Raw genomic sequence first — 25,381 nt, forward strand, 5'->3', positions numbered from 1 at the left:
ATAAGTGCAGCAGATTGATCGTTTCCTGCTGTTCGGGATGTGCCTCGACCTGCGATATGCCGAGCCGGTAAAGGTGGGCGCGCGCGCCCGCGTCGCTGCCGGTCAGCGAGGCGGTGTGGGATACCGCGGCGGCCTGCGCCGCGGCGGAGCGGCCGGCCTTGAGCGCGACGATGGGTTTGCCGAGAGCGCGCGCCCTGGCCGCCATCGCCTCGAACGCGCGCAGATCGCCCACGCCCTCGATATGCAGGCCGAGCGCGGTGACGCGGTCATCGTCCAGCAATGCGGTGCCGATCTCGGCCAGACCCAGCTGCGCCTGGTTTCCGGCTGTCGCGACATAGGCCAGCGGCAGCCCCCGCGTCTGCATGGTGACGTTGATCGCCATGTTCGAACTCTGGGTGAGCACCGCCACGCCACGGTCCGCCCGCTGCCCGCCATGCTGGTCGGGCCACAGCAGCGCCCCGTCGAGGTAGTTGATGAAACCGTAGCAGTTGGGGCCGATGATGGGCATCTCGCCCGCCGCGTCGAGAAGCGCGTGCTGGAGGCTGTCGCCGTCGCCCGTCTCGGCCTGCGCCTCGCGGAAGCCGCTGGCAAAGCATACCGCCCCGCCCGCGCCCATGTCGCGCAGCTCGCGCACGGTTTCGATGGTGGCATGGCGGTTCACACCAATAAAGACGGCATCGGGCACGCCGGGGAGATCGGCGAGGCCGGGAAAGGTGGCCACGCCGCCCAGTTCGCTCCGCCTAGGATGCACCGGCCAGACCGGACCCGCGAAGCCGGTCTTGCGGCATTGCTCGATCACCGAGGCGCACCACGCGCCGCCGCCCACCACGGCGATGGATTTCGGTTGGAGAAGTCGGGAGATATCGGTCATTTCTGCTTACCCGGTGCCGTCGGTGTCGGAAAGGGTGGGGGATGTATTCACGCCGGGAACAAGATCCGGGCAGGCCGGTCTCGTCCGCGCGGGAATACCCCTCACAGGCGCATGGATGTCATGCCCCGAGTGGCCGCAGCAACTCGCGGCTGATGATGTGGCGCTGGATTTCCGATGTGCCATCCCATATGCGTTCCACGCGTGCATCGCGCCAGAAGCGTTCGATGGGGAAGTCGTCCATCAGACCCATGCCGCCATAGATCTGCAGCGTCGTGTCGGTGACGCGGGCCAGCATCTCGGAAGCGTAGAGCTTGGCGCTGGCGATCTCGCGGTTCGCCGGCAGTCCCTGATCCAGCCGCCAGGCCGAGGCCAGCGTCAGCCAGTCGGCGGCGTCGATCTCGGTGATCATGTCCGCGATCTGGAAGCTCACGCCCTGGAACTTGCCGATCTGCTGGCCGAACTGGCGCCGCTCGGCGGCGTGGTGGAGCGCCCAGTCAAAGCAGCGGCGTGCGCGGCCGACGCTCATGGTGGCCACGGTGATACGGGTGGCGTAGAGCCATTCGTTCATCACCGCGAAGCCGCCGTCGACCTCGCCCAGAACCTGCGCGTCGGGCAGGCGGCAATCGTCGAATTCGAGGATCATGTTCTTGTAGCCGTGATGGCTGACAGAGTTGTAGCCGGGCCGGATGGTGAAGCCGGGCGTGCCACGGTCGACGAGGAAGGCGGTGATGCGCTTCTTGGGGCCCTTGTCCGTCATGTCCTCGCCGGTGGCGATGAAGACGATGACGAAATCCGCGTGATCGGCGCCGGAGATGAAGTGCTTGGTGCCGTTCACCACCCAGTCGCCGCCATCGCGCCGCGCGGTGCATTTCATGCCGCGCACGTCCGAACCCGCGTCGGGTTCGGTCATCGCCAGTGCATCCATCCGCTCGCCCCGCACGGCAGGCAGCAGGTAGCGCTCGCGCTGCTCGCCCTCGCAGGCCATCAGGATGTTCTGGGGACGCCCGAAGAAATGGGTGAGCGCCATCGAGCCGCGGCCGAGTTCGCGCTCGACCAGCGCGAATTCGAGATGCGACAACCCCGCGCCGCCAACCTCTTCGGGGAAGTTGCAGGCGTAAAAACCCAGTTCGAGCGTCTTGCGCTTGATTTCCTGGGCCACCTCGGCAGGCACCTCGCCCGTGCGCTCGACCTCGGCCTCGTGGGGGTAGACCTCCTTCTCGACGAAACTGCGCACCGTCGAGACGATCATCTCCTGTTCGTCGGTCAGTCCGAAATGCATATGCCTACTCCTATTTCGCGTGCAGTTTCGCCAGCGCCTCGACCTTGTCCCGCACATCCTCGGGCGGCTCGCAGGTGCGGCGTGTCTCGAGGCTCACATGCAGCATCAGCTGGTCGCAGGTGGCCATCACCTCGCCATCGCCGGCGCGTTTCATCTCGTGGAAGCAGCGCAGTTTCTTGCCGCCTCCCTCGGTGACGCGGCTGTGTACTTCCACGCGCTCCCCTGCATGGGTCTCGGCCAGATACTTCACGTCCGTTTCGACGGTGAAGTAGCTCATGCCGGCGGCGACGTACTCCTCGTCCACGCCGACGAGCGCCATCACCGCCTCGGCGGCGTCGGAAAAGATCTGGCCGTAGCGCCCCTCGTTCATGTGGCCGTTCATGTCGGTCCAGTCCACGGGGATCACCCGGGCCTGCGTCAGGAGCGGGTCGGCCTGCTGCGCGGGCTGCCGGATGGCCTCCTGGTGGTCGAGCAGCAACCGACCAACGGCCTGCCCCTGCTGCTTGAGCGCGCGCATCATGGCGATCAGGTTGCGGTCGCGGGTGCGCTCAAGGTCGCGTATGCTCATGTGACCCGACTGGGCGTCGGACTGCCCGGCGATCGTCTCGATGAGCTCGTCGGTCAGTTCGGGCACGTCCATCAGCTTGGTCCACGGCCATTTCAGTGCCGGGCCGAACTGGCTGAGGAAATGACGCATGCCGGCCTCGCCCCCGGCGATACGGAACGTCTCGAACAGGCCCATCTGCGCCCATCTCAGGCCGAAGGAATAGCGGATGGCGTCGTCGATCTCGCGCGTGGTGGCGATGCCGTCCTTGACCAGCCACAGCCCCTCGCGCCACACCGCCTCCATCAGGCGGTCCGCGATATGCGCGTCGATTTCCTTGCGCACGCGCAACGGGTAGAGTCCCACGCTTTCGAGAAGCTCCTCGCCGAGCGCGACGGCGACCTGGTCGGTGGCCGGCGACGGCACGATCTCGATCAGCGGCAACAGGTACACCGGGTTGAAGGGGTGGGCGACCATGATCCGCGACGGGTCGGGAGCACCCTGTTGCAGCTCCGACGGCTTGAACCCCGACGTGGAGGACCCGATCGGCACCGCCGCGTTCGCGGACTGGATCTCGGCGAACACCGTGTGCTTGAGATCAAGCCGCTCGCTCACGCTTTCCTGCACCCAGTCGGCGCCGTCGACCGCCTCGGCGATGCTGGCGCAGAAGGTCAGCCGCCCCTCGGCCGGCAGGTCGCAGTCATAGAGCATGGGCAGCGCGGTGCGCGCGTTGTCCAGCACTTCGCCGACCTTGCGCTCGGCCTGGGGATCGGGATCGAATACCGCCACGTCCCAGCCGTTGAGCAGGAAACGCGCGGCCCACCCGCCGCCGATCACGCCGCCGCCTATGATTGCTGCCGTTTTCGTCATTTCGTTTCTCCTTTTCGGGCTTGCCGCGGGCGTTCATCGCTGCGCTCTTCACGAGGAAGCCGCGCGAGCGGCTGACGAGTGACGCCGCCGGGTCAGGGCACCATGCTCTCCGTGTGTCCGTCCACGGCCAGAACCTGGCCGGAAATCCGTGTCGCGGCGGGCGAGGCGAGGAACAGTGCCGTGTCGGCGATGTCGTCCGCGGTGACCCAGCTCCGCAGGCTCGTGCCGGCGACGTATTGTTCGCGCACCTGTTGCACCGTCTTGCCGCCTGCCTCGGCTTCCATCGCCAGGACGCGTTCCATCCTTTCGCCTTCGACGGCTCCGGGGGCCAGCGCGTTCACGCGCACGCCGGCCGGCCCCAGCTCCATCGCCAGGGTCTTGGTCAGACCGACGATGCCCCATTTCGCCGCGGCGTAGGGGCTGCGGTACGGAACACCGTGCAGCCCCGAGGTCGAGCTGGTCAGCAGGATCAGGCCGGCCCCCTGTGCGCGCATCACCCGCGCGGCCCAACGGCAGACGAGGAACGCGCCGAAAAGGTTGACGCCGACACAGCCGGCCCACGCGTCGTAGTCCAGATCCTCGATCCGGCCCGCCGGCCCGCCCGTGCCGGCGTTGGCACAAACGACATCGGCGCCGCCCCACGCCTCTTCCACCCGGCCGAGAAAGGCAGACATGTCGGCCTCGTCCGTCACGTCAGCTTGCATCGCGATCATGTCGGGATGGGCCGCGGCGGCCCGCTCGACCGCCGCGCCGTCGGCGTCGCACAGGGCGACGCGGTCGCCGCGCTCGGAAAACCGTTGGGCGAACCTCAGGCCGATACCCGAGGCCCCGCCAGTGATCACAACCCTCTGGCTCACATCGAATTCCTTTCCGACAAGGCGTGGCGTTTGGCGATGGCCGGTCGTCAGCCCTTGGGCGCGCGTTTGGTCAACCCCAGACGCTTGCGAACGTCCTCGGGGCCGATCACCTTTGCGCCCATGCGCTCGACGATGCCGACGGCGCGCTCCACCAGTTGCCAGTTCTCGGCCAGAACGCCCTTGTCGAGCATCAGGTTGTCCTCCAGCCCGACGCGCACGTTCCCCCCGGCCAGGACAGCGGCGGAAACATAGGGCATCTGGTTGCGGCCGAGACCGAAGGCGGAAAACTCCCACCCCTGGGGAATGTTGTTGACCATCGCCATGAAGGTGTTGAGGTCGTCCGGGGCGCCCCAGGGCACGCCCATGCAGAGCTGCACGAGCGCGGGATCGTCGAGAATGCCGTCTTTGACCAGTTGCTTGGCATACCAGAGGTGGCCGGTGTCGAAAGCCTCGATTTCGGGCTTCACGCCCAGGTCGGTCATCATGCGACCCATGGCCTGCAGCATGCCCGGCGTGTTGGTCATGACGTAGTCGGCCTCGGCGAAGTTCATCGTGCCGCAGTCAAGCGTGCAGATTTCCGGCAGGCACTCCGCCACGTGGGCAACCCGTTCGGTGGCGCCGATCATGTCGGTGCCGGCCTCGTCCACGGGCAGCGGAGATTCCACGCCGCCGAAGGTGATGTCGCCGCCCATCCCGGCGGTAAGGTTGAGCACCACGTCGGTTTCCGAGTCGCGGATGCGGTCGGTGACCTCGCGGAACAGGCCGACGTCGCGGGTTGGTGCGCCGGTTTCAGGGTCGCGCACGTGGCAGTGCACGATGGCCGCCCCCGCCTTGGCCGCGGCGATCGCGCTGTCGGCGATTTGCTGGGGGCTGCGGGGAACGTGCGGGCTGCGGTCTTGCGTGCCGCCCGAGCCTGTGACGGCACAGGTCACGAAGACCTCGCGGTTCATGGTGAGTGGCATCTGCGGCCTCCCTTGTTGCCTGACTTCATGTTGGCTGAAGGGTACAGGGCTGGCCGTGGAGGCAAATATGCAGTAATAGACGATTATCATGCCTGAATGGACAAAATTCCCGAAAAAGCCGGTTCGTATCGCGGTTCTGCTGTTCGACCAGTTCTCGAACCTTTGCCTTGCCAACTGCATCGAACCGCTGCGCGCGGCCAACACGTTGTCGTCCGGGCAGGTATTCGACTGGCGGATCGTCACGCCCGACGGGCGGGCCGCACGCTCCTCCAGCGGCCTCGACATCCTTGCCGGGGCGGCGTTGGCCCAGATCGGGTCGGTGGATTACCTGATGGTGCTGGCCAGCTACGATCACGAGCGGCATGACACGCCGGCCAGCCGCAGGATGCTGCAGGCAGCCGCGCGGCAGGCCCGGGTCACGGTTGCCCTGGATGCCGGGCCGTGGCTGCTGGCCGCGGCGGGGCTGCTGGCCGGGCGGCGCGCGACCGTTCACTGGGACCTGCTCGACGCCTTTGCCGAGCGATTCCTCGAGGTCGAGACGAGCCGCGCCCGCGTTCTTCATGACGGGCCTTTCCTTACCTGCGCGGGGGCGATGTCGGCGCTCGACGTGACGCTGGGGCTGATTTCCGACCATCTCGGCGTATCGGCACGGCTGGACGTGGAGGCGTTGTTCATCCATGGCGATCCGCCGGTCGGGCCGGACACGACCGGCGCCGTGACCGATCCGCTGGTGCGCCGGGCGCTGGCGTTGATGCGCGACACGGTCGAGCGACCGCTGCCGGTGGCGGCGCTCGCACGGCGCCTGTCCTGCCAGCCGCGCACGCTCGATCGCCATTTCCGCGACCGACTCGGGGCGCCGCCGGGCACGGTGTATCGCCAACTGCGCCTTTCGACGGCGCGCAAGCTGATAGAGGACAGCAGCCTGTCGGTCGCCGAGATCGCGTTGCGCTGCGGCTATGACAGCCCCGCCGCGCTGGCAAGGGCTGTCCGGCGCAGCTATGGCGCCCCGCCGACGGAGCTGCGCCGGCGATGACCGTGACCCGGTTCACCCCGCCGAAGTGGCCGCCCGACAAGGAAGCGTTTGCCCCGGCCGACGATTTCCCGGATACTCCGCCCGGACGGTTGTGGTGCGCGGGTCTTGACGCAGGGCGGCGGACCGACAACCTTTGAAGTGAGGCAACAGGGAAGCCAGACATGAATTATCAAGCCCCCACATCGCTCGATGCGGCGGTGGACGTGCTCGCCGGCACCGGCGGCGATTGCCGCATCCTCGCAGGCGGCACCGACCTGCTGGTACAGATGCGCTCGGACATGGCCGAGCCGGGCACGGTGCTCGACATCAAGCGAATCGACAGCTTTCGCACGATTTCGGAAGAGGATGGCGGCTGGCGCGTCGGCGCCGCGGTGTCCGCCGCGGAGATGGGCGAACATTCCGGGCTGACCGCCGCGTGGCCCGGTGTCGTGGAAGCGGCCAACCTGATCGGGTCGACGCAGATACAGGGCCGTTGCACCATCGTGGGCAACCTTTGCAACGCGTCACCGGCCGCCGACAGCGTACCGGCGATGGTCGCCGCAGGGGCAACCGCCCGCGTGGCCGGGCCGGACGGAATACGTGACGTGGACGTGGCGGACGTGCCCGCCGGGCCGGGCAAGACATCGCTCAAGCCCGGCGAGTTGGTCGCGTCGGTGTTCCTCCCGGCGCGTCCGCCGCGGTCGGGCGACGCCTATCTTCGGTTCATCCCCCGCAGCGAGATGGACATCGCCGTGGTGGGGTGCGGCGTTTCGCTGACGCTGGATGAGGGCGGCACATGCACCGCGGCACGGGTGGCGCTCGGCGCGGTCGCGCCGACGGTCCTGCTGGCCGAGGAGGCCGCCGCCACCCTGATCGGCACCAAGGTCGACGATGCCGCGCTGGACGCCCTCGCCGCCGCCTGTTCGGCCGCGGCCAAACCCATAGACGACAAGCGCGGCACCACCGAATACCGGGTGCACATGGCGGGCGTGCTGGCCCGCCGAGCTGCCGTGATCGCCCGTAACCGCGCAGGAGCCTGACCCATGAGCAAGATACACGTAACCACCACCATCAACGGCGACACGCACGAATTCCTGTGCGAGCCGGAGGAAACCATGCTCGACGTCCTGCGCGATAGGCTGGGGCTGACCGGGTCCAAGGAGGGCTGCGGGACCGGCGATTGCGGTGCCTGTTCGATCACCGTCGACGGACGGCTGGTATGTTCGTGCCTGATGCTGGGCGCCGAGGCCGAGGGCCGCGAGCTCGGCACGATCGAGGGCATGGCGCAGGGAGAGGAGCTGCACCCGCTGCAGCGCAAGTTCATCGACCATGCGGCGCTGCAATGCGGGATCTGCACGCCGGGTATCCTCGTGGCGGCGAAGTCGCTGCTCGAGACCAACCCCGACCCCACCGAGGAGGAAGCGCGCTACTGGCTGGCGGGCAATCTCTGCCGGTGCACCGGGTATGACAAGATAATTCGCGCCGTGCTGGACGCGGCGCAGGACATGCGGGAGGCCTCGTAATGGCACTGGACACAAAGCAAGACGTCAAGGCGCTCGATTTCAAGGTCGTCGGCACGCGCGTCTCGCGCCCTGATGGCATCGACAAGGTGACCGGACGTGCACGTTTCGGCGCCGACATGACCGCGCCCGGCATGCTCATCGGCCGGGTGCTGCGCAGTCCTCATCCGCATGCGCGGATCAAGTCCATCGACGCGTCGGAGGCCGAGGCGCTGAACGGGGTGCACGGCGTGGTGACGCGGGCCGATTTCCCGGATATCGAGCTTGACGATTTCAACGCCGACATCCGCGACAACTGCATGGCCGGTGACAAGGCGCTGTATGACGGGCACGCCGTTGCGGCCGTTGCGGCCTCGTCGGAGGCGGCGGCGAAGCGTGCGCTCAAGCTGATCAAGGTGGAGTACGAGCCGCTGCCGCACGTCACAGATGTCGACGCCGCAATGAAAGCCGACGCGCCGGCGCTGCACGAGGGGCGGGCGGACGAATCCGTGCCGGCGGGCATGTCGCCCAACGTGATGGCCCGCTACCAGTTCGGCCACGGTGACATCGAGGCGGGTCTCGAACAGGCCGATCGCGTTCTGGAGCGCAGCTACACGACAGAAGCCACGCACCAGGGCTACATCGAGCCGCATGCCTGCCTTGCGCAGATGTCGCCGGACGGGCAGGGCGATCTGTGGTGTTGCACGCAGGGCCAGTACCTGGTGCGCGACACCTGCGCCGCCATCCTCGGCCTGAAGGAGGGGCAACTGCGCGTCACGGCCTCCGAGATCGGTGGCGGCTTCGGTGGCAAGACGACCGTGTTCCTCGAACCCGTCGCGCTCGTGTTGGCGAAGAAGACCGGCCGCCCGGTCAAGATGGTGATGAGCCGGGCCGAGGTGCTCCGCGCCACCGGTCCGACCGCCTCCAGCTCCATCGACGTGCGCCTGGGCATGACCAAGGACGGACGCATCACCGCGGGCTTTGCGGAGTTGCGCTATCAGGGCGGCGCCTATCCCGGCTCCCCTGTCGACATGGGGTCCATGTCCGCTTTCGCGCCCTACGATCTGGAGAACGTGCAGACGGTTGGCTGGGACGTTGTGACCAACAGGCCCAAGCAGGCGGCCTACCGGGCACCCGGCGCGCCGATGGCGGCCTTCGCCGTGGAAAGCGCTGTCGATGAACTGGCCAAGGGGCTGGGCCTTGACCCGCTGGAAGTGCGGCTCAAGAACGCGGCAAGAGAGGGAACGAAGGCGTCCTACGGCGTGACCTATCCCGCCATCGGGCTGGAGGCGACCCTGCGCACCGCCAAGGACCATCCGCATTGGTCCGCGCCCCTGGGCGAGAACCAGGGCCGTGGCGTGGCATGTGGATTCTGGTTCAACTTCGGCGGCAATACCTGCGTGAGCATGAACATCGCGCCGGATGGCACGGTGAACGTGACCGAGGGCAATCCCGATATCGGCGGGTCGCGTGCCTCGATGTCGATGATGGCGGCCGAGGAACTGGGCATTCCCTACGACCAGGTACGTACCGTGATCGCGGATACCGCGTCGCTCGGCCTGAACGACGTGACCGATGGCAGCCGCGTGACGTTTGCCGTGGGGCTGGCTACGATCGAGGCGGCGCGTGCCGCCAAGCGCGAGATGTGCAAGCGCGCCGCGATGGTCTGGGGAATCGACGAGGAGGCCGTCGTGTGGGAAGACGGTTGCGCCAAGCCCGCCGGCCCCAACGCCGGAGAGCACCCGCCGATGAGCCTGGCCGAGATCGCGGCAATCGCCTCCAACACCGGGGGTCCGATCGCGGGCCATCACGAAGTCAACGCCGAGGGTGCGGGGGTGAGTTTCGCCACCCACATGGTCGATGTGGAGGTGGACCGCGAAACCGGGTCCACCAAGATCCTGCGCTACACAGTCTTCCAGGATGCCGGCAAGGCTGTGCACCCCGACTACGTCGAGGGCCAGTTCCAGGGCGGTGCGGCACAGGGCATCGGCTGGGCGCTCAACGAGGAGTACATTTATGGCGAGGACGGCGTCCTCCAGAACCCGGGCTTTCTCGACTACAGGGTGCCGGTGGCCTCGGACCTGCCGATGATCGACACGGTCATCCTGGAGATCCCCAACCCGGGCCATCCCTACGGCGTGCGCGGTGTCGGGGAAACCTCCATCGTGCCCCCGCTCGCGGCCATCGCCAACGCGGTGTCCGAGGCCGCGGCCGTGCGCATGACCAGCCTTCCGATGTCGCCGCCCAAGCTGTTCAAGGCGATGAAGGACGGGTAGCGCCGATCATGGTCAAGGTCCGGATCTGGGGGTCGCTCCAATGGGCGACCGACGACCAGGCCGAGGTCGAGGTCGAGGCTGGCACGCTGCGCGAGTTGCTGGACGGGTTGGCGGAGAAGTATCCGGCCCTGCGCCCGCAGCTCGACCGCGGCGTGTCGGTCGCCATTGATGGGAAGGTGTACAACGACAGCTGGTTCACGCCCATAGCGCCCGACAGTGAGGTGGTGCTGCTGGCGCGTCTGCGCGGCGGTTAGCATCCCCGGCCTTCGCATACGGTATCGGGCCGAGGGCGCAATGTGCGTCTTTTCCCCCGGCGCGGCCGCTCTATGATCGTTGCCATGCGGCAGCCCCTCTTCATCGGCTCTGAAATCTACCGCGGGTCAAGCTATGGCCCGCGCCATCCGCTCAGCATCCCGCGCGTGCCGACCGTTACGGACCTGTGCGCGGCAATGGGGTGGTTCGGCCCGGGCCAGTTTCGCCGAAGCCCGCGGGCCAAGCCGCGCGCCTTGCGGCTTTTCCATACCGGCGCCTATATCGATGCGCTGAAAGAGGCCGAGACAGCCGGGTGCGTCAGCGGCGAGACCAGCGCACGCCACGGGCTGGGCACCTTGTCCAACCCCGTTTTCCCCGAGATGTTCCGCCGCCCGGCCACCGCCGCTGGCGGCTCGATGCTGGCGGCGGACCTGCTTGCCCATGGCGGCGTGGTCTACAATCCCGGCGGCGGCACGCATCACGGGCTGCCCGACCGGGCCTCGGGGTTCTGTTACCTCAACGATCCCGTCCTTGCCATCAAGGTCATGCTGCGCCAGGGGCTGACGCGCGTGGCCTATATCGATATCGACGCCCATCATTGCGACGGTGTCGCGGCGGCGTTCGCCGGAGACGACCGTGTGTTGATGATCTCGACCCACGAGGAGGGACGCTGGCCGTTCACCGGCGCGCTTGACGATGATGCGGGCGGGAATGCGGTGAACTTGCCGCTGCCCCGGGGCACGCGCGACGATGGTTTCGCCCTGGCCCGCGACGAGGTGATCCTGCCCGCCGTTCAGGCGATGAAGCCGCAGGCCATCGTCCTGCAATGCGGCGCCGACGCCGTGGCCGAGGACCCGCTGGCGCGGCTGGAGCTGTCCAACAACGCCCATTGGAGCGTCGTTGCCGCGCTTGCGCCGATGGCCACAAGGTTGCTGGTGCTTGGCGGGGGCGGCTACAATCCCTGGACCGTCGGACGGCTGTGGGCGGGCGTATGGGCGACATTGGCCGGCCAAGAGATCCCCGACCGGTTGCCGGCCGCGGCGCGGCAGGTGCTGGACGGTCTGAGCTGGTCGCGCAGGGCGCGCGGCGAAACGCCGGCGCATCTTCTGTCCACGTTGCGGGACCAGCCACGCAACGCCCGCGTGGAGCCGGAGTTGCGCGCGCGTGCGGCCCGGTTGCGGGCACGGCGCATGGCGTGGGTGTAAGCGACGGCGCGCGCGGGCCGGTCAGGACAGCGCCCGCATCGCCTCGTGCTGCGACAGGAAAACGCTGCCCGTCATTTCCGACAGGAAATTCGCGCGCTCAAGCCTGTCCATCACCGGCCCCTTGACCTCCGACAGGTGCAGGGTCACGTCCATCTCGGCAAGGCGGCGGTTGATTTCCTCCAGCGACTCCAGCGCGCTCAAATCGATCTCGTTGATAGCGGTGCATTGCAGGATCACGTGGCGGATCGCCGGGTCCTTCGCCACCCGCGCATGGATGAAGTCCTCGAGGAACCGGGCGTTGGCGAAATACAGGCTTTCATCCACCCGCAGCGTCAGGATAGCCGGGTCCGTCTCGACCTCGTGGCGCAGCACGTTTCGGAAATGCTCTGTCCCCGGAACCCGGCCAACCTCGGCGATGTGGGGGCGGGAGGACTTGTAGAGGTGCAGCAGCAGGGACAGCGCCACACCGGCCGACACACCGGCCTCGACCCCCAGCCCGAGAGTGAGCAGTATGGTCGTCACAACGGCGGCGAAATCGGTCTTGGAATATCTCCAGCTTCGATGGACGATGCTGAAGTCCACAAGGCTCAGCACCGCCACGATGATCGTGGCGGCCAGCGTCGCCTTGGGCAGGTAGTACACGAGTGGCGTGAGCGCCAGCGCCGCGACGGCCAGCCCGATCGCCGTGAAGGCGCCGGCGGCGGGGGTTTCGGCGCCCGCGTCGAAATTCACCACCGAGCGGGAGAAACCGCCAGTGACCGGGAATCCCCCCGTGAAGGCGGCCCCGAGATTGGCGCTGCCCAGCCCGATCAGTTCCTGGTCGGGGTCGATCCGCTGACGGCGTTTCGCGGCAAGAGTCTGGGCGACCGAGATCGACTCCACGAAGCCAATGACCGAGATCAGCAACGCCGGCACCAGAAGCTGGCCCAACAGGCCGGGCGCGAGGGGCGGCATGGTAAGCGGCGGCAGGCTCTGCGGCACGTCGCCCACGACCGCCACGCCGCGCTGGTCGAGTTCCAGCCCCCAGACGGCAAGCGTTGTCACGATAACGGCGGCGACGGGGCCGGCCTTGGTGAGAAAGCCCGCCATGACCTTTCCCACGCGCATTGCGCGCAGCAGCGGCATCAGCCCCTTGCGCGCCCAGAAGAGGAAGGCGGTGGCGCCCGTCCCGATCGCGGCCGTGATCCAGTCGATTTCGGGCAGATGCGTCCAAAGTGACATGGCAAGCCTGGGCAGGGTATGGCCATGTGCGTCCACGCCAAGGACGTGCCGCAACTGGCTGGCCGCGATCAGGATTCCGGACGCGGTGATGAAGCCGGCGATCACCGGGTGGCTGAGGAAATTCGCCACGAATCCCAACCGGAACAGCCCCATGAGAAGAAGGATGCCCCCCGACAGCGCCGCCAGTGACAGCGCCGCCGCCGCGTAGCCGACCGTACCCTGTTCGGCCACCTGCCCGAGCGCCGCGGCCGTCATCAGCGAGACCACGGCCACCGGTCCCACGGCCAGCGTGCGGCTGGTGCCGAAAACGGCGTAAAGGAGGATGGGCACGATCGAGGCGTAGAGCCCCGCCTGCGGCGGCAGCCCGGCCAGCAGCGCATACGCCAGCGATTGCGGTATCAGCATGATCGTGACGATCACCGCCGCGGTCAGGTCGTTGCCGAGCGCGCTGCGCGAGTAGTCGCGGCCCCACGACAGGAACGGAAAGTAGCGCGATATCGTGTCTGGCATCCTGTGCCCTCGATCAACTGTTGCGGGCCGGACGCTCGCCCGCGGCCCCTGCGATACCCGGCGCCCGGCCAGCCCTTGTCCCCCCGCGGGGCACTCAGAGCCGGTTTACCGGCACCTTGAGCATCGGGACGCCATCCGCGTCGGTGGGCACCTCGCCTGCGCGCATGTTGACCTGCAGCGACGGGATGATGAGCCTTGGCATCGCCAGTTGCGCATCGCGCTCGGTGCGGAACTTGACGAATTCTGCTTTGGTCTTTTCGCCGCCGACATGGATGTTGGCCGCCTTTTCCTCTGCCACCGTGGTCTCCCACCTTATGTCCCGGCCTCCGGGGCCGTAGTCGTGGCACATGAACAGGCGCATCTCGTCGGGCAGCGCCAGCACTTTGTGGATACTGTCGTAGAGCTCGCCCGCGTCGCCCCCGGGAAAGTCCGCCCGCGCCGATCCGCCGTCCGGCATGAACAGCGTGTCGCCCACGAAGGCCGCGTTGCCCATCACATGGGTCATGCAGGCGGGCGTATGGCCCGGGGTGTGCATGGCGAAACACTGCATCGCGCCAACCATGTAGGTGTCGCCGTCCTTGAACAGCGCGTCGAACTGGCTGCCGTCGCGCTGGAACTCGGTGCCTTCGTTGAACACCTTGCCGAAGGTGTCCTGCACCACGATGATCTTTTCACCGATGCCGATCTTGCCGCCGATCCTGTCCTGGATGTAGGGCGCGGCGCTGAGGTGATCCGCATGGACATGCGTCTCGATGATCCAGTCGAGTGTCAGGCCCCGGTCGCGTATCTCGGCGATCAGCGCATCGGCGTGGTCGTGTGTGATGCGCCCGGCGGCGTAGTCGATATCCATCACGCTGTCGACTATGGCGCAACGGTCGCTGCCGGGGTCCTTGACGATGTAGCTGATGGTGTTGGTGGCCTCGTCGAAATGGGCCGAGACCTCGGGGCGGGTATCCATGTTGACTGGGTAGATCATGCGTAATCCTCCGGGTGTTCAGTTTGCCGCCGCGGCGTTACGGCGGCGCGTCTGCAAGGTGCGGGAGAGGGCGATGCCCGCCGCCATCGCGATGACGAAAAGCACGACGTCGATCTGCCCGGTCCCGAGGGCCGGCAGCGCCCCGCCGGGGCAGAAGCCGGACATGCCCCAACCTACGCCGAAAAGGGCCGAGCCGCCGACGAGCGGCGCGTCCAGATCCCGACGCCCCGGCAGGTGAAAGCGGGCATCCAGCAAGGGAACGCGCCGGCGCAGGACAAGCCGGTAGCCGAGCGCGGTGGTCACCAGTGCCCCGCCCATGACGAATATCAGGCTGGGGTCCCATCTGCCCGTGATGTCAAAAAAATTCAGCACTTTCGCCGGGTTGGCCATGCCGGACACCGCGATCCCGATTCCGAAGACGAGGCCGATTGCATAGCTCGCGATCAATCGCATGGGTCAGGCTCCGATCATGTGGCGTATGACGTATACGGTGAGCGCGGTCGTCACCATGAAGATCCCCGTCGCGGCAATCGAGCGCGCCGAGAGGCGGGCCATGCCGCAAACACCATGTCCGGACGTGCAGCCCGAGCCGTAGGTGACACCCACCCCGACAACCAGCCCGCCGACGATCAGCAGTGAGCGGTTCTCGGGCGCCTGAATGCGCGGCATGTCGCCGGTCACCAGCAGAACGGCCAACGGCCCGGAAACCATTCCGGCCAGCACCGCGGCCCGCCACGACCAGTCCCGCCATCCGGTCGGATGCATGACGCCTGCAAGAATGCCCGTGGCGCCCATTACCCGGCCCAGAACCGCCATCAGGGCAACGGCCGCCAGACCGATCAGAACGCCGCCGGCCAGCGATTCGATTGGTGTGAAATGGGTCTCCATGATCAGCGTGCTCCCCTGTGGGTGTGGATGTCCGCGACGGCAACGAGCCGGCTGAAGGGCACCGCGCCCTTGGAGATGCCGGGCAGGCGGTCCATGGCGCGGACATTGGTTTGCATGGCGCGTGATTCCCTCGCGCAGGTTGGAACGTGGCGGGTGCGTACACCCCCGGGCCCCGCGCGTCGGTGATATTGTCACCAACCGGGGCGGGCAGTGGCCGGTTCAGGTGGCGAGGGCGACGAGTTTTTCCCGTTCGAGGATGCGCACGGTGCCGCGCGATTGCGCGATCCAGCCACGACGCTGGAACTCCTGCAACTGCCGCGAGATGACCTCGCGCGCGGTTCCGAGCTCGACCGCGAGTTTCTGGTGGGTCGTGGCCACCGTGTCATCCTCGCCGCTGAGCGCGAGCAGCCTCTGCGCGAGGCGCACGTCCATGCGCTGAAAGGCGACCTCGTCGATCACGAGGAACAGGTCGGTTATGCGCTTGGAGAACGCGGCGAACACGAATGCGCGGAAATCGGGGGATTGCGCAACCAGATCGTCGAACACCCCGCGCGGCACGGCGGCCGCGCGCATGTCGGTTTCCGCGATCCCCTCTGCGGAGTAGTCGTCATAGGCCAGCAGGCACGCCGTGGTCAGAACGCAGCTTTCGCCGGCATTGATTCGGTAGAGCACGATCTCGCGGCCCGTATCCGACACCTGTTGTACGCGCACCGTGCCGTCGAGCAGGAACAACATGTGTTCGGGCGAGTTGCCGGGGCCGAACAGTACCGTGTCGCGCGGCATCTCGATGACACGGCTGTTTTCTGCAAGCCGCCGCCTGATCCCGGTTCCAAGCCGGGACAGGCCCGGAAAGCGTTCGATCCAGTCGCCGGTTTGTGCCGTCTGTGCCATCTGTCGTCCTCTTCGAGCCGTGCGTCGCACAAAGCTAGGTTCGGGCGCACCCCGAATCCAGCCATGTCCGATGAACGGCCCGACCGTGCGGGTCTTGGCATCAAGACGTACGGCGTTGAAGAAAATTGGAGCGGGTGATGAGATTCGAACTCACGACCCTTACCTTGGCAAGGTAATGCTCTACCCCTGAGCTACACCCGCTTCCTTGGGTGAGGCGTGGGATATAAAGTCTGGCGCGCGGCTGCAAGAGGAAAATTGCCCCGCACCGCCAGAAAATCGAGAGCGCATCGCGCGGCGTCATGCGCACCCGCCGGGTTCATTCCAGTTCGATCATCAGGTCCTTGGCGTCGATCTGGCTGGCGGGCTGTACGTGAACCGCTTTCACCGTCGCATCGTGCTCGGCATAGATACCCGTCTCCATCTTCATGGCTTCAATGGTCAGCAGGGGGTCGCCCTCCTTGACCTTCTGGCCCGGCTGAACGGAAACCGAGGCCACGACCCCCGGCATCGGCGCGGCAACGTGGTCGGGGTTGCCCGGGTCGGCCTTGGGTCGCTGCGTGGTCTGCGCCTTGACCATGCGGTTGGGCACGCGGATCACGCGGGGCTGGCCGTTGAGTTCGAAGAACACCTTCACGTCTCCGTCCTCGTTGGTTTCGCCAACGGCCTGCAAAAGGATTTCCAGTGTTTTCCCCGGATCGATTTCGACGCTGATCTCCTCGCCCGGTTCCATCCCGTAAAAGAAGGTCCGGGTGGGCAGGGTGCGCACCGGACCGTAATGGCGGTGCCGGCCCATGTAATCGAGGAACACCTTGGGATACATCAGGTAGCCGTTGAGATCCTCGTCATCGACGGCCCGGCCCTCGAGCTCTTCGGAGAGCTTCTTGCGCGTCTGTTCCAAATCCACCGGTTCCAGGTGTTTGCCGGGGCGCTCGGTGTTGGGGGACTCGCCCTTGAGTACCTTGCGGACGATGCCCTCGGGGAAACCGCCCGGCGGCTGGCCGAGGTTGCCGCGCATCATGTCGATGACGGAGTCGGGGAAAGCGACGTCGGTATCGGGGTTCTCGACGTCGGCGCGCGTCAGGCCCTGGCTGACCATCATCAGCGCCATGTCGCCAACCACCTTGGACGACGGCGTGACCTTGACGATGTCGCCGAACATCCGGTTCACGTCGGCATAGGTTTGCGCCACTTCGTGCCAGCGTTCCTCCAGCCCCATCGACCGCGCCTGCGCCTTGAGGTTGGTGAACTGCCCGCCGGGCATTTCGTGCAGGTAGACCTCCGAGGCCGGCGCCTGAAGCCCGGCTTCGAAGGCTCGGTATTGCGCGCGCACATGCTCCCAGTATTGCGAGATCGCGCGGACATTGGTGATGTCGATCCCGGTGTTGCGCTCGGTATGGGCCACTGCCTCGACGATCGAGCCGAGGCAGGGCTGCGACGTGCCGCCAGAGAACGCGTCCATTGCCGCATCGACCGCGTCCACCCCGGCATCGGCCGCGGCGAGGATCGTGCCCCCGGCGATGCCGCTGGTGTCGTGGGTGTGGAAATGGACGGGGATGTCCAGTTCGTTCTTGAGCGCCGTCACGAGCCGTCGCGCGGCGGCGGGTTTCAGCAGGCCGGCCATGTCCTTGAGACCCAGCACATGCGCCCCCGCCGCCTGGAGTTCCTTGGCCATTCCGACATAGTATTTCAGGTCGTACTTGGCCCGGTCCGGGTCGAGGATGTCACCGGTGTAGCAGATCGTGCCCTCGCAGATCTTGCCGGTCTCCATCACCGCGTCCATGGCGACGCGCATGTTTTCCACCCAGTTGAGGCTGTCGAACACCCGGAACACGTCGACCCCGGTCTCGGCGGCCTGCCGCACGAATTCGCGCACCACGTTGTCGGGATAGTTGGTGTAGCCCACGCCGTTGGAGGCGCGCAGCAGCATCTGCGTCAGCAGGTTGGGCATGGCTGCGCGCAACTCGCGCAGGCGTTGCCACGGGCATTCCTGAAGAAAGCGGTAGGCGACGTCGAACGTCGCGCCGCCCCAGCATTCCACGGAAAAGAGCTGCGGCAGGTTGTGGGCATAGGCCGGCGCGACACGGATCATGTCGATCGAGCGCATGCGCGTGGCCAGCAGCGATTGGTGCCCGTCGCGCATGGTGGTGTCGGTCAGAAGCAGGCGGTCCTGCGCCAGCATCCAGTCGGCCACCGCCTTGGCGCCCTTCTCCTCCAGCAGCGTCTTGGTGCCTGGAGCAGGGCTTTGTGCCGTGTGTTTCGGTGCCTTGGGCGCCGGCGCGTCGGCGGGCGGCCGGGGGCGGTCCTGGGTTTCGGGGTGCCCGTTCACCGTGATGTCGGCAATGTAGGTAAGCACCTTGGTGCCCCTGTCCCGCCGCTTGGCGAACTGGAAAAGCTCGGGCGTGGTGTCGATGAACTTGGTGGTGTATTCGTTGTTGAGGAAGGTCGGGTGCTTGAGCAGGTTCTCGACGAAGGCGATATTGGTCGAAACACCCCTGATGCGGAACTCGCGCAGCGCGCGGTCCATCCTTGCGATGGCCTGTTCGGGCGTCGGCGCCCACGCGGTGACCTTGGTGAGAAGCGAATCGTAATAGCGCGTGATAACGCCGCCTGAATAGGCGGTGCCGCCGTCGAGGCGGATGCCCATGCCCGTGGCCGAGCGGTAGGCGGTGATCCGGCCGTAATCGGGAATGAAATTGTTGAGCGGGTCCTCGGTGGTGATCCGGGTCTGCAGGGCGTGGCCGTTCAGCGTTATCTCGTCCTGGCTTGTCTTTCCGGTGGCTTCGGCCAGCGTCTTGCCTTCGGCAATCCCGATCTGGGCCTGGACGATATCGATGCCGGTCACCTCTTCGGTGACGGTGTGTTCCACCTGTACGCGCGGGTTGACCTCGATGAAGTAGAAGGCGCCGGAATCCATGTCCATCAGGAACTCGACCGTCCCCGCGCACTCGTAGTTCACGTGCTTGCAGATCTTGTAGCCGAGTTCGCACAGCTCTGCGCGCTGCAGGTCGGTCAGGTAGGGGGCGGGCGCCCGTTCGACGACCTTCTGGTTGCGCCGCTGAACCGAGCAGTCGCGCTCGAAGAGGTGGTACATCTGCCCGTGCTTGTCACCGAGGATCTGCACCTCGACGTGGCGGGCGCGCTGGATCATCTTTTCAAGATAGCCCTCGCCGTTGCCGAAAGCCGCCTCGGCCTCGCGCCGGCCCTCCAGCACCTTTTCCTCCAGTTCGTCGGGGCCCATCACCGGGCGCATCCCGCGTCCGCCGCCGCCCCATGACGCCTTGAGCATCATGGGATAGCCGATCTCTTCGGCGGCGGCCCGCGTGCGGTCCATGTCGTCGTCGAGGACGTGGCTGGCGGGGATGACCGGCACGCCCGCCTCCACCGACACGCGCCGGGCGCTGGCCTTGTCGCCGAGGGCGCGCATGGTCTCTGCCCGCGGCCCGATGAAGGTGATGCCGTTTTCGGCACAGGCATCCACGAAATCGGGGTTTTCGCTGAGCAGGCCATAGCCTGGATGGATCGCATCCGCGCCGGACTGCTTGGCAACCCGAATGATCTCGTCGATGGAAAGATACGCCTGAACCGGCCCCAGCCCTTCGCCGATACGATACGCCTCGTCCGCCTTGAAGCGGTGAAGGCTGAGCTTGTCTTCCTCGGCAAAGACGGCGACGGTGCGTTTGCCCATCTCGTTCGCTGCGCGCATCACGCGTATCGCGATCTCGCCGCGGTTGGCGATGAGGATTTTCTTGAACTCGGCCACCGGCCCCCTCCTGACATCAACAGATCGGCATCGGGCGCCCTCGCTTTCCGCGGGCTTTGCCGCAGCGCAGCGCCAATTGGTCGCAACTTGTAGGATTTGTGAAAGGTTTGCGCAATCCTGCAGCGACGCGATTCACCCGTCAGCGACTTTTTGTGCCCGGCCGGGCATATGTTTCCACCCGTCGGCCGATTGGATTTATCTATCCATTCCGGCGGTTTGCCCGCCTGCCGGTGGGTTTTCGACGTGGTCGGCGTGCCGGGGCACCACCCGGTTCCTCGCCGCAGCCGGATCCGGGATTCCCAGTTGGCCCATGTTGGATTCCAGATCGGCCTTCAGGATCGCGGCCAGGTGATCCGGCCCGCGCGGCCCGAGCGCCGCCAGCGCGTAGTGCCAGCCACGGCCCATCATGACGAAGTCCGCGCCCAGGGCCATCGCCCGCAGGATATCCAGCCCGCCCTCGATCCCACCATCCAGGATCAGTGGCAGCGCCGTGGCCGCGCGGATCGCCGGCAATGCCGCGATGGTCGCAGGGGCCGCGTCGAATTGGCGGCCGGCATGGTTGGACACCCAGATCGCGTCGATTCCGTCCGCTTCGAGGCGCGCGGCATCGCCGGCATCCAGAACGCCCTTGACGATCAGCGGCCCGTCCCAGGCGTCGCGAAGCCAGCGCAGGTAATCCCTGTCGGGCGACGTGCGCAGCAGGTAACCGGCGTGCTGGTTGGATGGCAGGCCCTTGGTGTCGGGCATGTAGTCATCGATCATGCGCATGCGCGGCATGCCCCGTCTGGCGGTGGCGAGCGCCCATGCCGGACAGGCCGCGATCTGGGCCAGGAGACGGGGCGTGACCCGCGGCGGTTGCGTCAGGCCCGAGCGCGTCTGCCGCTCGCGCCGGCTGCCGACCGGCACGTCCACCGTCAGCACGAGTGTTTCGAAACCGGCCGCGCGCGCCCGGCGCAGCATGTCCGCCCGGATCTCGGGGTCCCGGGGTGGGTACATCTGGAACCATGCATGTTCCCCGAGCGCGGGCTGCACGTCCTCCGGCGTCTGGCTGGCCACGGTCGACAGCGTATAGGGGATGCCCGCCCGCGCCGCCGACCGCGCGAGTGTGCGCTCGGCATCGGGCCAGACGAGACCGGACATTCCCACCGGCGCGATGCCGACCGGCAGGTTGAAACGCGAACCAAGGAACTCGGTCGTCGTCACGCGGTCGATCTCGCCATGCAGGATCGATGGCATGAGCAGGATCTCGTCCAGCCTGTCGCGGTTGCGCTGGGTGGTGGCCTCGGTGCCGGTCCCGCTGTCGAGATACTCCCAGACGAAACGTGGCAGGCGGGCGCGGGCGCGTCTGCGCAGATCGGACAGGGCAGGGTATCGGGTATCCAGCGTCATGGCCGCATTAGCCATGCGGAAACGCCGCTTGTCCAGCAGTCGCCAGGGCCCGGCATCGGCGCTTTGCGCGGGAGACAGGGTATGTTAACGATTTGTTAACCTTTCTTAACGCAAGGCGGAGGACGATCCGTGGGCGAAGTCGAACTGGCGGGTATGCTGTGCGCATTTCTAGCCGGCAGCGAGGCGGAAGCGCGCCATTACTTCGACGTCCACGAAACCAGGCGTCACGTGCGGGTCGATTGCACAACGGACAGCCACGTGATCGAGATCGGGCTCGACGGCAAAAGCAGTTCAAGGGACAGCGTGCATCAGGCGCTTTTCTTCTCGCATCTGACGGGAAAGACGCCGGTGGTCGTGCTCATAGACCGCGACGGGCATGTGGGCCGCTTTGAACATGAAATGCAGCATGTCACCGCGGCGGCCGGCGTGCTTTACCTGCGTTGCAGCGAGGCGGCGATTACCCGGTGGGCGACGACCGCGCCCATGCGCGACGCGCATTCCGACGACCGCCTCGATGATCTGCCGCAAGCCGGTGTCGTTCGTGGTGCCTGTGATCTGGCACCCTTGGCGGGAAACGGGCAGGTGGGGTCCTGACACGGGCACGTGCATTGCCAAGCCAGGGGGCGACCGCCGGCCGCAAACATGCGTGCGCAAGGGTCAGTGCGTGCCGGTCGCGAGATGGCCGGCAATGCCCAGCATGAAGCCCGCTACCGCGCTCAGCGGCGGGGCGACCCTGTTTTCCAGTTTCACCTGCGGTGCGATATCCTGAAATATGAGGAACAGTATGCCCCCGGCCGCGGCGCACATTATACCGCCGGTTACCGCCGGGTAATCGGCCAGAAAAAAGAAACCCGCCAACGCCGCGCCCGGCCCCACCAGCGCCAGCAGGCCAAAGTTGCGAAGGCGGTGATCGGACGCACCGGAGCGGACCTTTTCCTCCGCTTCGCGGTAGGCGTTGAAACCCTCGGGCAGGTTCTGCATCCCGATCAGTAGCGCCAGCAGCGGCGCGGCATCCGGGCGGACGACGAAAAGCGCCCCCATTGCCATCGCCTCCGGCGCGAAATCGGACAGCATCGCCAGCATCTGCGCCCTGGGCAAGCCGCTGCGGACCAGCCAGGTATCCAGCCACGCCATCACTGCCGCGCCAAGGCTGAAGAAAACGACGGGGTAGGCGCCCGGCAGGCTTTCCATGCCTTCCGGCACCAGAACCAGCGCCACGGCGCTGAGCAGCGCACCGGCGCCAAAGGCGATCACGCTGTGGCGGAATTCCCGCTCCAGCCAGCCGGGCAGAACGCTCTCGTTGCGGGCGATCCAGCCACCGAGCGGGATCATCGCGCCGGCAAAGGCAGAAAAAAGAAGCAATTCGGTCATTCCCGATCATTATCCCGGCCGGCATGACCGGGAAACCCGTGAATTCCGCGGGAACAATCCCTGAACATTGGCTTTATCTCGGGCGCGACCCGCGCTAACTTGGCAGGCATGAGCAGCTTTGACGATTTTGACGCCTTCGAGGGCGCCGGCCTTGCAGCGCGGGCCATGGCCGCCCGGCCCGCGCCCTATCTTGACGGCCTCAACCCCGCGCAGCGCGAGGCGGTCGAGGCGCTGGAGGGGCCGGTTCTGATGCTTGCGGGGGCCGGTACGGGCAAGACCAAGGCGCTGACCACGCGGCTGGTCCACCTTCTGAATACCGGCAGCGCGCGACCAAACGAGATCCTTGCCGTGACTTTCACGAACAAGGCCGCGCGCGAGATGAAGGCGCGCGTCACGGGACTGTTGGGCGAAACGGTGGAGGGGATGCCGTGGCTGGGCACTTTTCACGCCATCTGCGTGAAACTGCTGCGGCGCCATGCCGAGCTTGTCGGGCTGAAATCGAATTTCACGATCCTCGACACCGACGACCAGCTCCGCCTGCTCAAGCAGCTGGTACAGGCCGCGAACATCGACGACAAGCGCTGGCCGGCGCGCCAGCTGGCCAGCGTGATCGACCGCTGGAAGAACAGGGCATGGACGCCCGACTCCGTCCCGGTTGCCGAGGCGTCCGCCTATGACGGCAAGGGCGTGGCGCTCTACGCCCAGTACCAGCAGCGCCTCAAGGACCTGAACGCCGTGGATTTCGGCGACCTTCTCCTGCACATGGTGACGATTTTCCAGACCCATGAGGACGTGCTGGGGCAATACCAGCGCTGGTTCCGTTACATCCTCGTGGACGAGTACCAGGATACCAACGTGGCGCAGTATCTCTGGCTGCGTCTGCTAGCGGCGGGTCACCGCAACATCTGCTGCGTGGGCGACGACGACCAGTCGATCTATGGGTGGCGCGGGGCCGAGGTGGGCAACATCCTGCGCTTCGAGAAGGACTTTCCCGGCGCGCGCGTCGTGCGACTGGAACAGAACTATCGATCGACCCCGCATATTCTCGCTGCGGCCGGCGGGGTGATATCCGGCAACAAGGGGCGTCTCGGAAAGGAACTCTGGACGCAGGCCGACGAGGGCGAGAAGGTGCGCCTCATCGGCCACTGGGACGGCGAGGAGGAGGCCCGCTGGATCGGAGAGGAGATCGAGTCGATGCAGCGGGGCACGCGGGGGATGCGGCCCTTCAGCCTTGACGAGATGGCGATACTGGTGCGCGCCTCCCATCAGATGCGCGCCTTCGAGGACCGGTTCCTGACCATCGGCCTGCCCTACCGCGTCATCGGGGGGCCACGCTTCTACGAGCGGATGGAGATCCGTGACGCGATGGCGTATTTCCGCCTGGTGGTCAGCCCCGCCGACGATCTCGCCTTCGAGCGGATCGTGAACACCCCCAAGCGGGGACTTGGCGACAAGGCGCAGCAGAAGATCCAGGTCGCGGCGCGCGATAACGGCGTGTCGCTGGTGCAGGGCGCGGCGATCCTGCTGCAGCAGAACGGGCTTGCCGGCAAGGGCGCCGCGGCGCTGTCGAAGCTGCTGGAGGATCTTCAACGGTGGGGCCGGCTGGCGGGTGACGCGGAGGTCGGCCATGTCGAGCTGGCCCAGATGATCCTCGACGAATCCGGCTACACGGAGATGTGGCAGAACGACCGCACGCCCGAGGCGCCGGGGCGGCTGGAGAACCTCAAGGAACTGGTGAAGGCGCTGGAAGGGTTCGAGAACCTTTCCGGCTTCCTCGAGCATGTCAGCCTCGTCATGGACAACGAGTCCGACGGCTCGGAGGAAAAGGTTTCCATCATGACGCTGCACGCGGCGAAGGGGCTTGAGTTCCCGGCCGTCTTCCTGCCGGGGTGGGAGGACGGGCTTTTCCCCTCGCAGCGGTCGATGGACGAATCGGGCCTGACGGGGCTGGAGGAAGAGCGACGCCTTGCCTATGTCGGCATCACTCGTGCCGGCGAGGTCTGTACCATATCATTTGCCGGCAACCGGCGCGTATTCGGCCAGTGGCAGAGCCAGATGCCGTCGCGTTTCATCGACGAGTTGCCCGAGGAGCACGTCGAGGTGCTCACGCCGCCGGGGCTGTATGGCGGCGGGTATGGCGCGGCGGGCATGGGCGGCATGACCCGGCAGAGCGGGCTGGAATCACGTGCCGCGGATGCGGATGGCTACAATTCCCCGGGCTGGCGCCGCCTGCAGGCCCGTGCCGGGCAGCGACCGATGAGCCAGCCGCGCGAGTCACGCGATAGCGTCATAGACGCGCAGGCGGTCAGCAGCCACACCATGGGCGAGCGGGTGTTTCACCAGAAATTCGGCTACGGGGTCATCACCGGGATCGAGGGTGACAAGCTGGAAATCGACTTCGATAAGGCAGGGGTCAAGAAGGTCGTGGCGCGGTTCGTCACCGGCGCGGACGACATCCCGTTTTAGGACATTGACGGTGAGCGCGCCCAGCTTTTGGGTGAGCTTTGCCCAAGCCCGGCGGCTATGTGGGCGTATCGATTGTTTTAGTGCGCCAATGGATTTTTTACATTCCTGGTATTGAACGCGATGTGACTGTCGGCGTGCCGGACCGGATGCCGGACGCCGCGCCTTGGTTCGCATCAAGGCGCGGCCGTGCAATCCTGGATGACTTGTATTCTTCGGATTTTTGATCAAAAATCCGGCCAAACACGACGGAGGACCAACATGTCGACGGTTCGCAGGGAGTTC

The 25,381-nt window shown here is 66.5% G+C and carries 21 protein-coding genes and 1 tRNA gene; 8 read left to right on the plus strand and 14 right to left on the minus strand.

What is annotated here, in order from left to right; all coding sequences use genetic code 11:
* From ACH13J_RS15765 to ACH13J_RS15785, 5 genes are all read right to left on the minus strand, one after another.
* On the minus strand, nucleotides 1–871 hold an 871-nt coding region (locus ACH13J_RS15765), incomplete at its 3' end, for a CoA-binding protein (RefSeq protein ID WP_397544300.1).
* 118 nt (nucleotides 872–989) lie between these two features.
* The gene (locus tag ACH13J_RS15770) at nucleotides 990–2,150 is read right to left on the minus strand and encodes an acyl-CoA dehydrogenase family protein (RefSeq protein WP_397544301.1); all 1,161 of its coding nucleotides are present in this window, start codon (nucleotides 2,148–2,150) and stop codon (nucleotides 990–992) included.
* A gap of 10 nt (nucleotides 2,151–2,160) precedes the next feature.
* The gene (locus ACH13J_RS15775; protein ID WP_397544302.1) at nucleotides 2,161–3,564 is read right to left on the minus strand and encodes a carnitine 3-dehydrogenase; all 1,404 of its coding nucleotides are present in this window, start codon (nucleotides 3,562–3,564) and stop codon (nucleotides 2,161–2,163) included.
* Nucleotides 3,565–3,656: 92 nt separating this feature from the next.
* The gene (locus tag ACH13J_RS15780; protein ID WP_397544303.1) at nucleotides 3,657–4,421 is read right to left on the minus strand and encodes an SDR family oxidoreductase; all 765 of its coding nucleotides are present in this window, start codon (nucleotides 4,419–4,421) and stop codon (nucleotides 3,657–3,659) included.
* Nucleotides 4,422–4,468: 47 nt separating this feature from the next.
* A complete protein-coding gene (locus tag ACH13J_RS15785; protein WP_397544304.1) occupies nucleotides 4,469–5,383 on the minus strand; it encodes a 3-keto-5-aminohexanoate cleavage protein in 915 nt (304 codons plus the stop codon).
* 88 nt (nucleotides 5,384–5,471) lie between these two features.
* Between ACH13J_RS15785 and ACH13J_RS15790 the strand changes: the two genes are divergently transcribed.
* The 6 genes from ACH13J_RS15790 (at nucleotide 5,472) to ACH13J_RS15815 (ending at nucleotide 11,627) form a co-directional block, all read left to right on the plus strand.
* Nucleotides 5,472–6,416 carry a helix-turn-helix domain-containing protein gene (locus ACH13J_RS15790; protein WP_397544305.1) on the plus strand — a complete coding sequence of 315 codons (945 nt, stop codon included), beginning with the start codon at nucleotides 5,472–5,474 and terminating at the stop codon, nucleotides 6,414–6,416.
* A 161-nt stretch (nucleotides 6,417–6,577) separates the two neighbouring features.
* Nucleotides 6,578–7,435, plus strand: a complete 858-nt coding sequence (locus ACH13J_RS15795; protein ID WP_397544306.1) for an FAD binding domain-containing protein — start codon at nucleotides 6,578–6,580, stop codon at nucleotides 7,433–7,435.
* A gap of 3 nt (nucleotides 7,436–7,438) precedes the next feature.
* A complete protein-coding gene (locus tag ACH13J_RS15800) occupies nucleotides 7,439–7,918 on the plus strand; it encodes a 2Fe-2S iron-sulfur cluster-binding protein (RefSeq protein ID WP_397544307.1) in 480 nt (159 codons plus the stop codon).
* On the plus strand, nucleotides 7,918–10,170 hold the full coding sequence (locus ACH13J_RS15805; RefSeq protein WP_397544308.1) for a molybdopterin cofactor-binding domain-containing protein: 2,253 nt from the start codon (nucleotides 7,918–7,920) through the stop codon (nucleotides 10,168–10,170). Before ACH13J_RS15800 ends, ACH13J_RS15805 begins: the two co-directional genes overlap by 1 nt.
* Nucleotides 10,171–10,178: 8 nt before the next feature.
* Entirely contained in the window at nucleotides 10,179–10,424 is a 246-nt protein-coding gene (locus ACH13J_RS15810) for a MoaD/ThiS family protein (RefSeq protein WP_397544309.1), read from the plus strand.
* A gap of 84 nt (nucleotides 10,425–10,508) precedes the next feature.
* Nucleotides 10,509–11,627 (plus strand): acetoin utilization protein AcuC, encoded by a 1,119-nt coding sequence (locus ACH13J_RS15815; RefSeq protein ID WP_397544310.1) that lies wholly within the window; start codon nucleotides 10,509–10,511, stop codon nucleotides 11,625–11,627.
* 21 nt (nucleotides 11,628–11,648) lie between these two features.
* Here the strand turns inward: ACH13J_RS15815 and ACH13J_RS15820 are convergent, their stop codons facing one another.
* The 8 genes from ACH13J_RS15820 to ACH13J_RS15855 form a co-directional block, all read right to left on the minus strand.
* Nucleotides 11,649–13,358 (minus strand): sulfate permease, encoded by a 1,710-nt coding sequence (locus ACH13J_RS15820; protein ID WP_397544311.1) that lies wholly within the window; start codon nucleotides 13,356–13,358, stop codon nucleotides 11,649–11,651.
* Nucleotides 13,359–13,452: 94 nt separating this feature from the next.
* Nucleotides 13,453–14,334 carry an MBL fold metallo-hydrolase gene (locus ACH13J_RS15825; RefSeq protein ID WP_397544312.1) on the minus strand — a complete coding sequence of 294 codons (882 nt, stop codon included), beginning with the start codon at nucleotides 14,332–14,334 and terminating at the stop codon, nucleotides 13,453–13,455.
* 18 nt (nucleotides 14,335–14,352) lie between these two features.
* On the minus strand, nucleotides 14,353–14,787 hold the full coding sequence (locus ACH13J_RS15830) for a DUF6691 family protein (protein ID WP_397544313.1): 435 nt from the start codon (nucleotides 14,785–14,787) through the stop codon (nucleotides 14,353–14,355).
* A gap of 3 nt (nucleotides 14,788–14,790) precedes the next feature.
* Nucleotides 14,791–15,222, minus strand: a complete 432-nt coding sequence (locus ACH13J_RS15835; RefSeq protein WP_397544314.1) for a YeeE/YedE family protein — start codon at nucleotides 15,220–15,222, stop codon at nucleotides 14,791–14,793.
* A gap of 219 nt (nucleotides 15,223–15,441) precedes the next feature.
* A complete protein-coding gene (locus ACH13J_RS15840; RefSeq protein WP_397544315.1) occupies nucleotides 15,442–16,113 on the minus strand; it encodes a helix-turn-helix domain-containing protein in 672 nt (223 codons plus the stop codon).
* A 126-nt stretch (nucleotides 16,114–16,239) separates the two neighbouring features.
* Nucleotides 16,240–16,314 (minus strand) — tRNA-Gly (locus tag ACH13J_RS15845).
* A gap of 115 nt (nucleotides 16,315–16,429) precedes the next feature.
* Complete coding sequence (locus tag ACH13J_RS15850; protein WP_397544316.1) at nucleotides 16,430–19,873, minus strand: pyruvate carboxylase; 3,444 nt, start codon at nucleotides 19,871–19,873, stop codon at nucleotides 16,430–16,432.
* Nucleotides 19,874–20,068: 195 nt separating this feature from the next.
* The gene (locus ACH13J_RS15855) at nucleotides 20,069–21,262 is read right to left on the minus strand and encodes an alpha-hydroxy-acid oxidizing protein (protein WP_397544320.1); all 1,194 of its coding nucleotides are present in this window, start codon (nucleotides 21,260–21,262) and stop codon (nucleotides 20,069–20,071) included.
* Nucleotides 21,263–21,391: 129 nt separating this feature from the next.
* On the opposite strand from ACH13J_RS15855, the gene ACH13J_RS15860 reads away from it, so the two are divergent.
* Nucleotides 21,392–21,856: a hypothetical protein gene (locus ACH13J_RS15860; RefSeq protein WP_397544317.1), complete on the plus strand. Its 465-nt coding sequence runs from the start codon at nucleotides 21,392–21,394 to the stop codon at nucleotides 21,854–21,856.
* Nucleotides 21,857–21,919: 63 nt separating this feature from the next.
* Here ACH13J_RS15860 and ACH13J_RS15865 read toward each other — a convergent pair whose 3' ends face one another.
* Complete coding sequence (locus ACH13J_RS15865) at nucleotides 21,920–22,633, minus strand: ZIP family metal transporter (RefSeq protein WP_397544318.1); 714 nt, start codon at nucleotides 22,631–22,633, stop codon at nucleotides 21,920–21,922.
* Nucleotides 22,634–22,741: 108 nt separating this feature from the next.
* Between ACH13J_RS15865 and ACH13J_RS15870 the strand changes: the two genes are divergently transcribed.
* Nucleotides 22,742–25,099 carry a UvrD-helicase domain-containing protein gene (locus ACH13J_RS15870; RefSeq protein WP_397544319.1) on the plus strand — a complete coding sequence of 786 codons (2,358 nt, stop codon included), beginning with the start codon at nucleotides 22,742–22,744 and terminating at the stop codon, nucleotides 25,097–25,099.
* The last annotated feature ends 282 nt before the right edge of the window (nucleotides 25,100–25,381 follow it).

The sequence above is a fragment of the Roseovarius salis genome (genome assembly GCF_044472985.1).
In the GTDB taxonomy this organism is placed as follows: Bacteria; Pseudomonadota; Alphaproteobacteria; order Rhodobacterales; family Rhodobacteraceae; genus Roseovarius; species Roseovarius salis.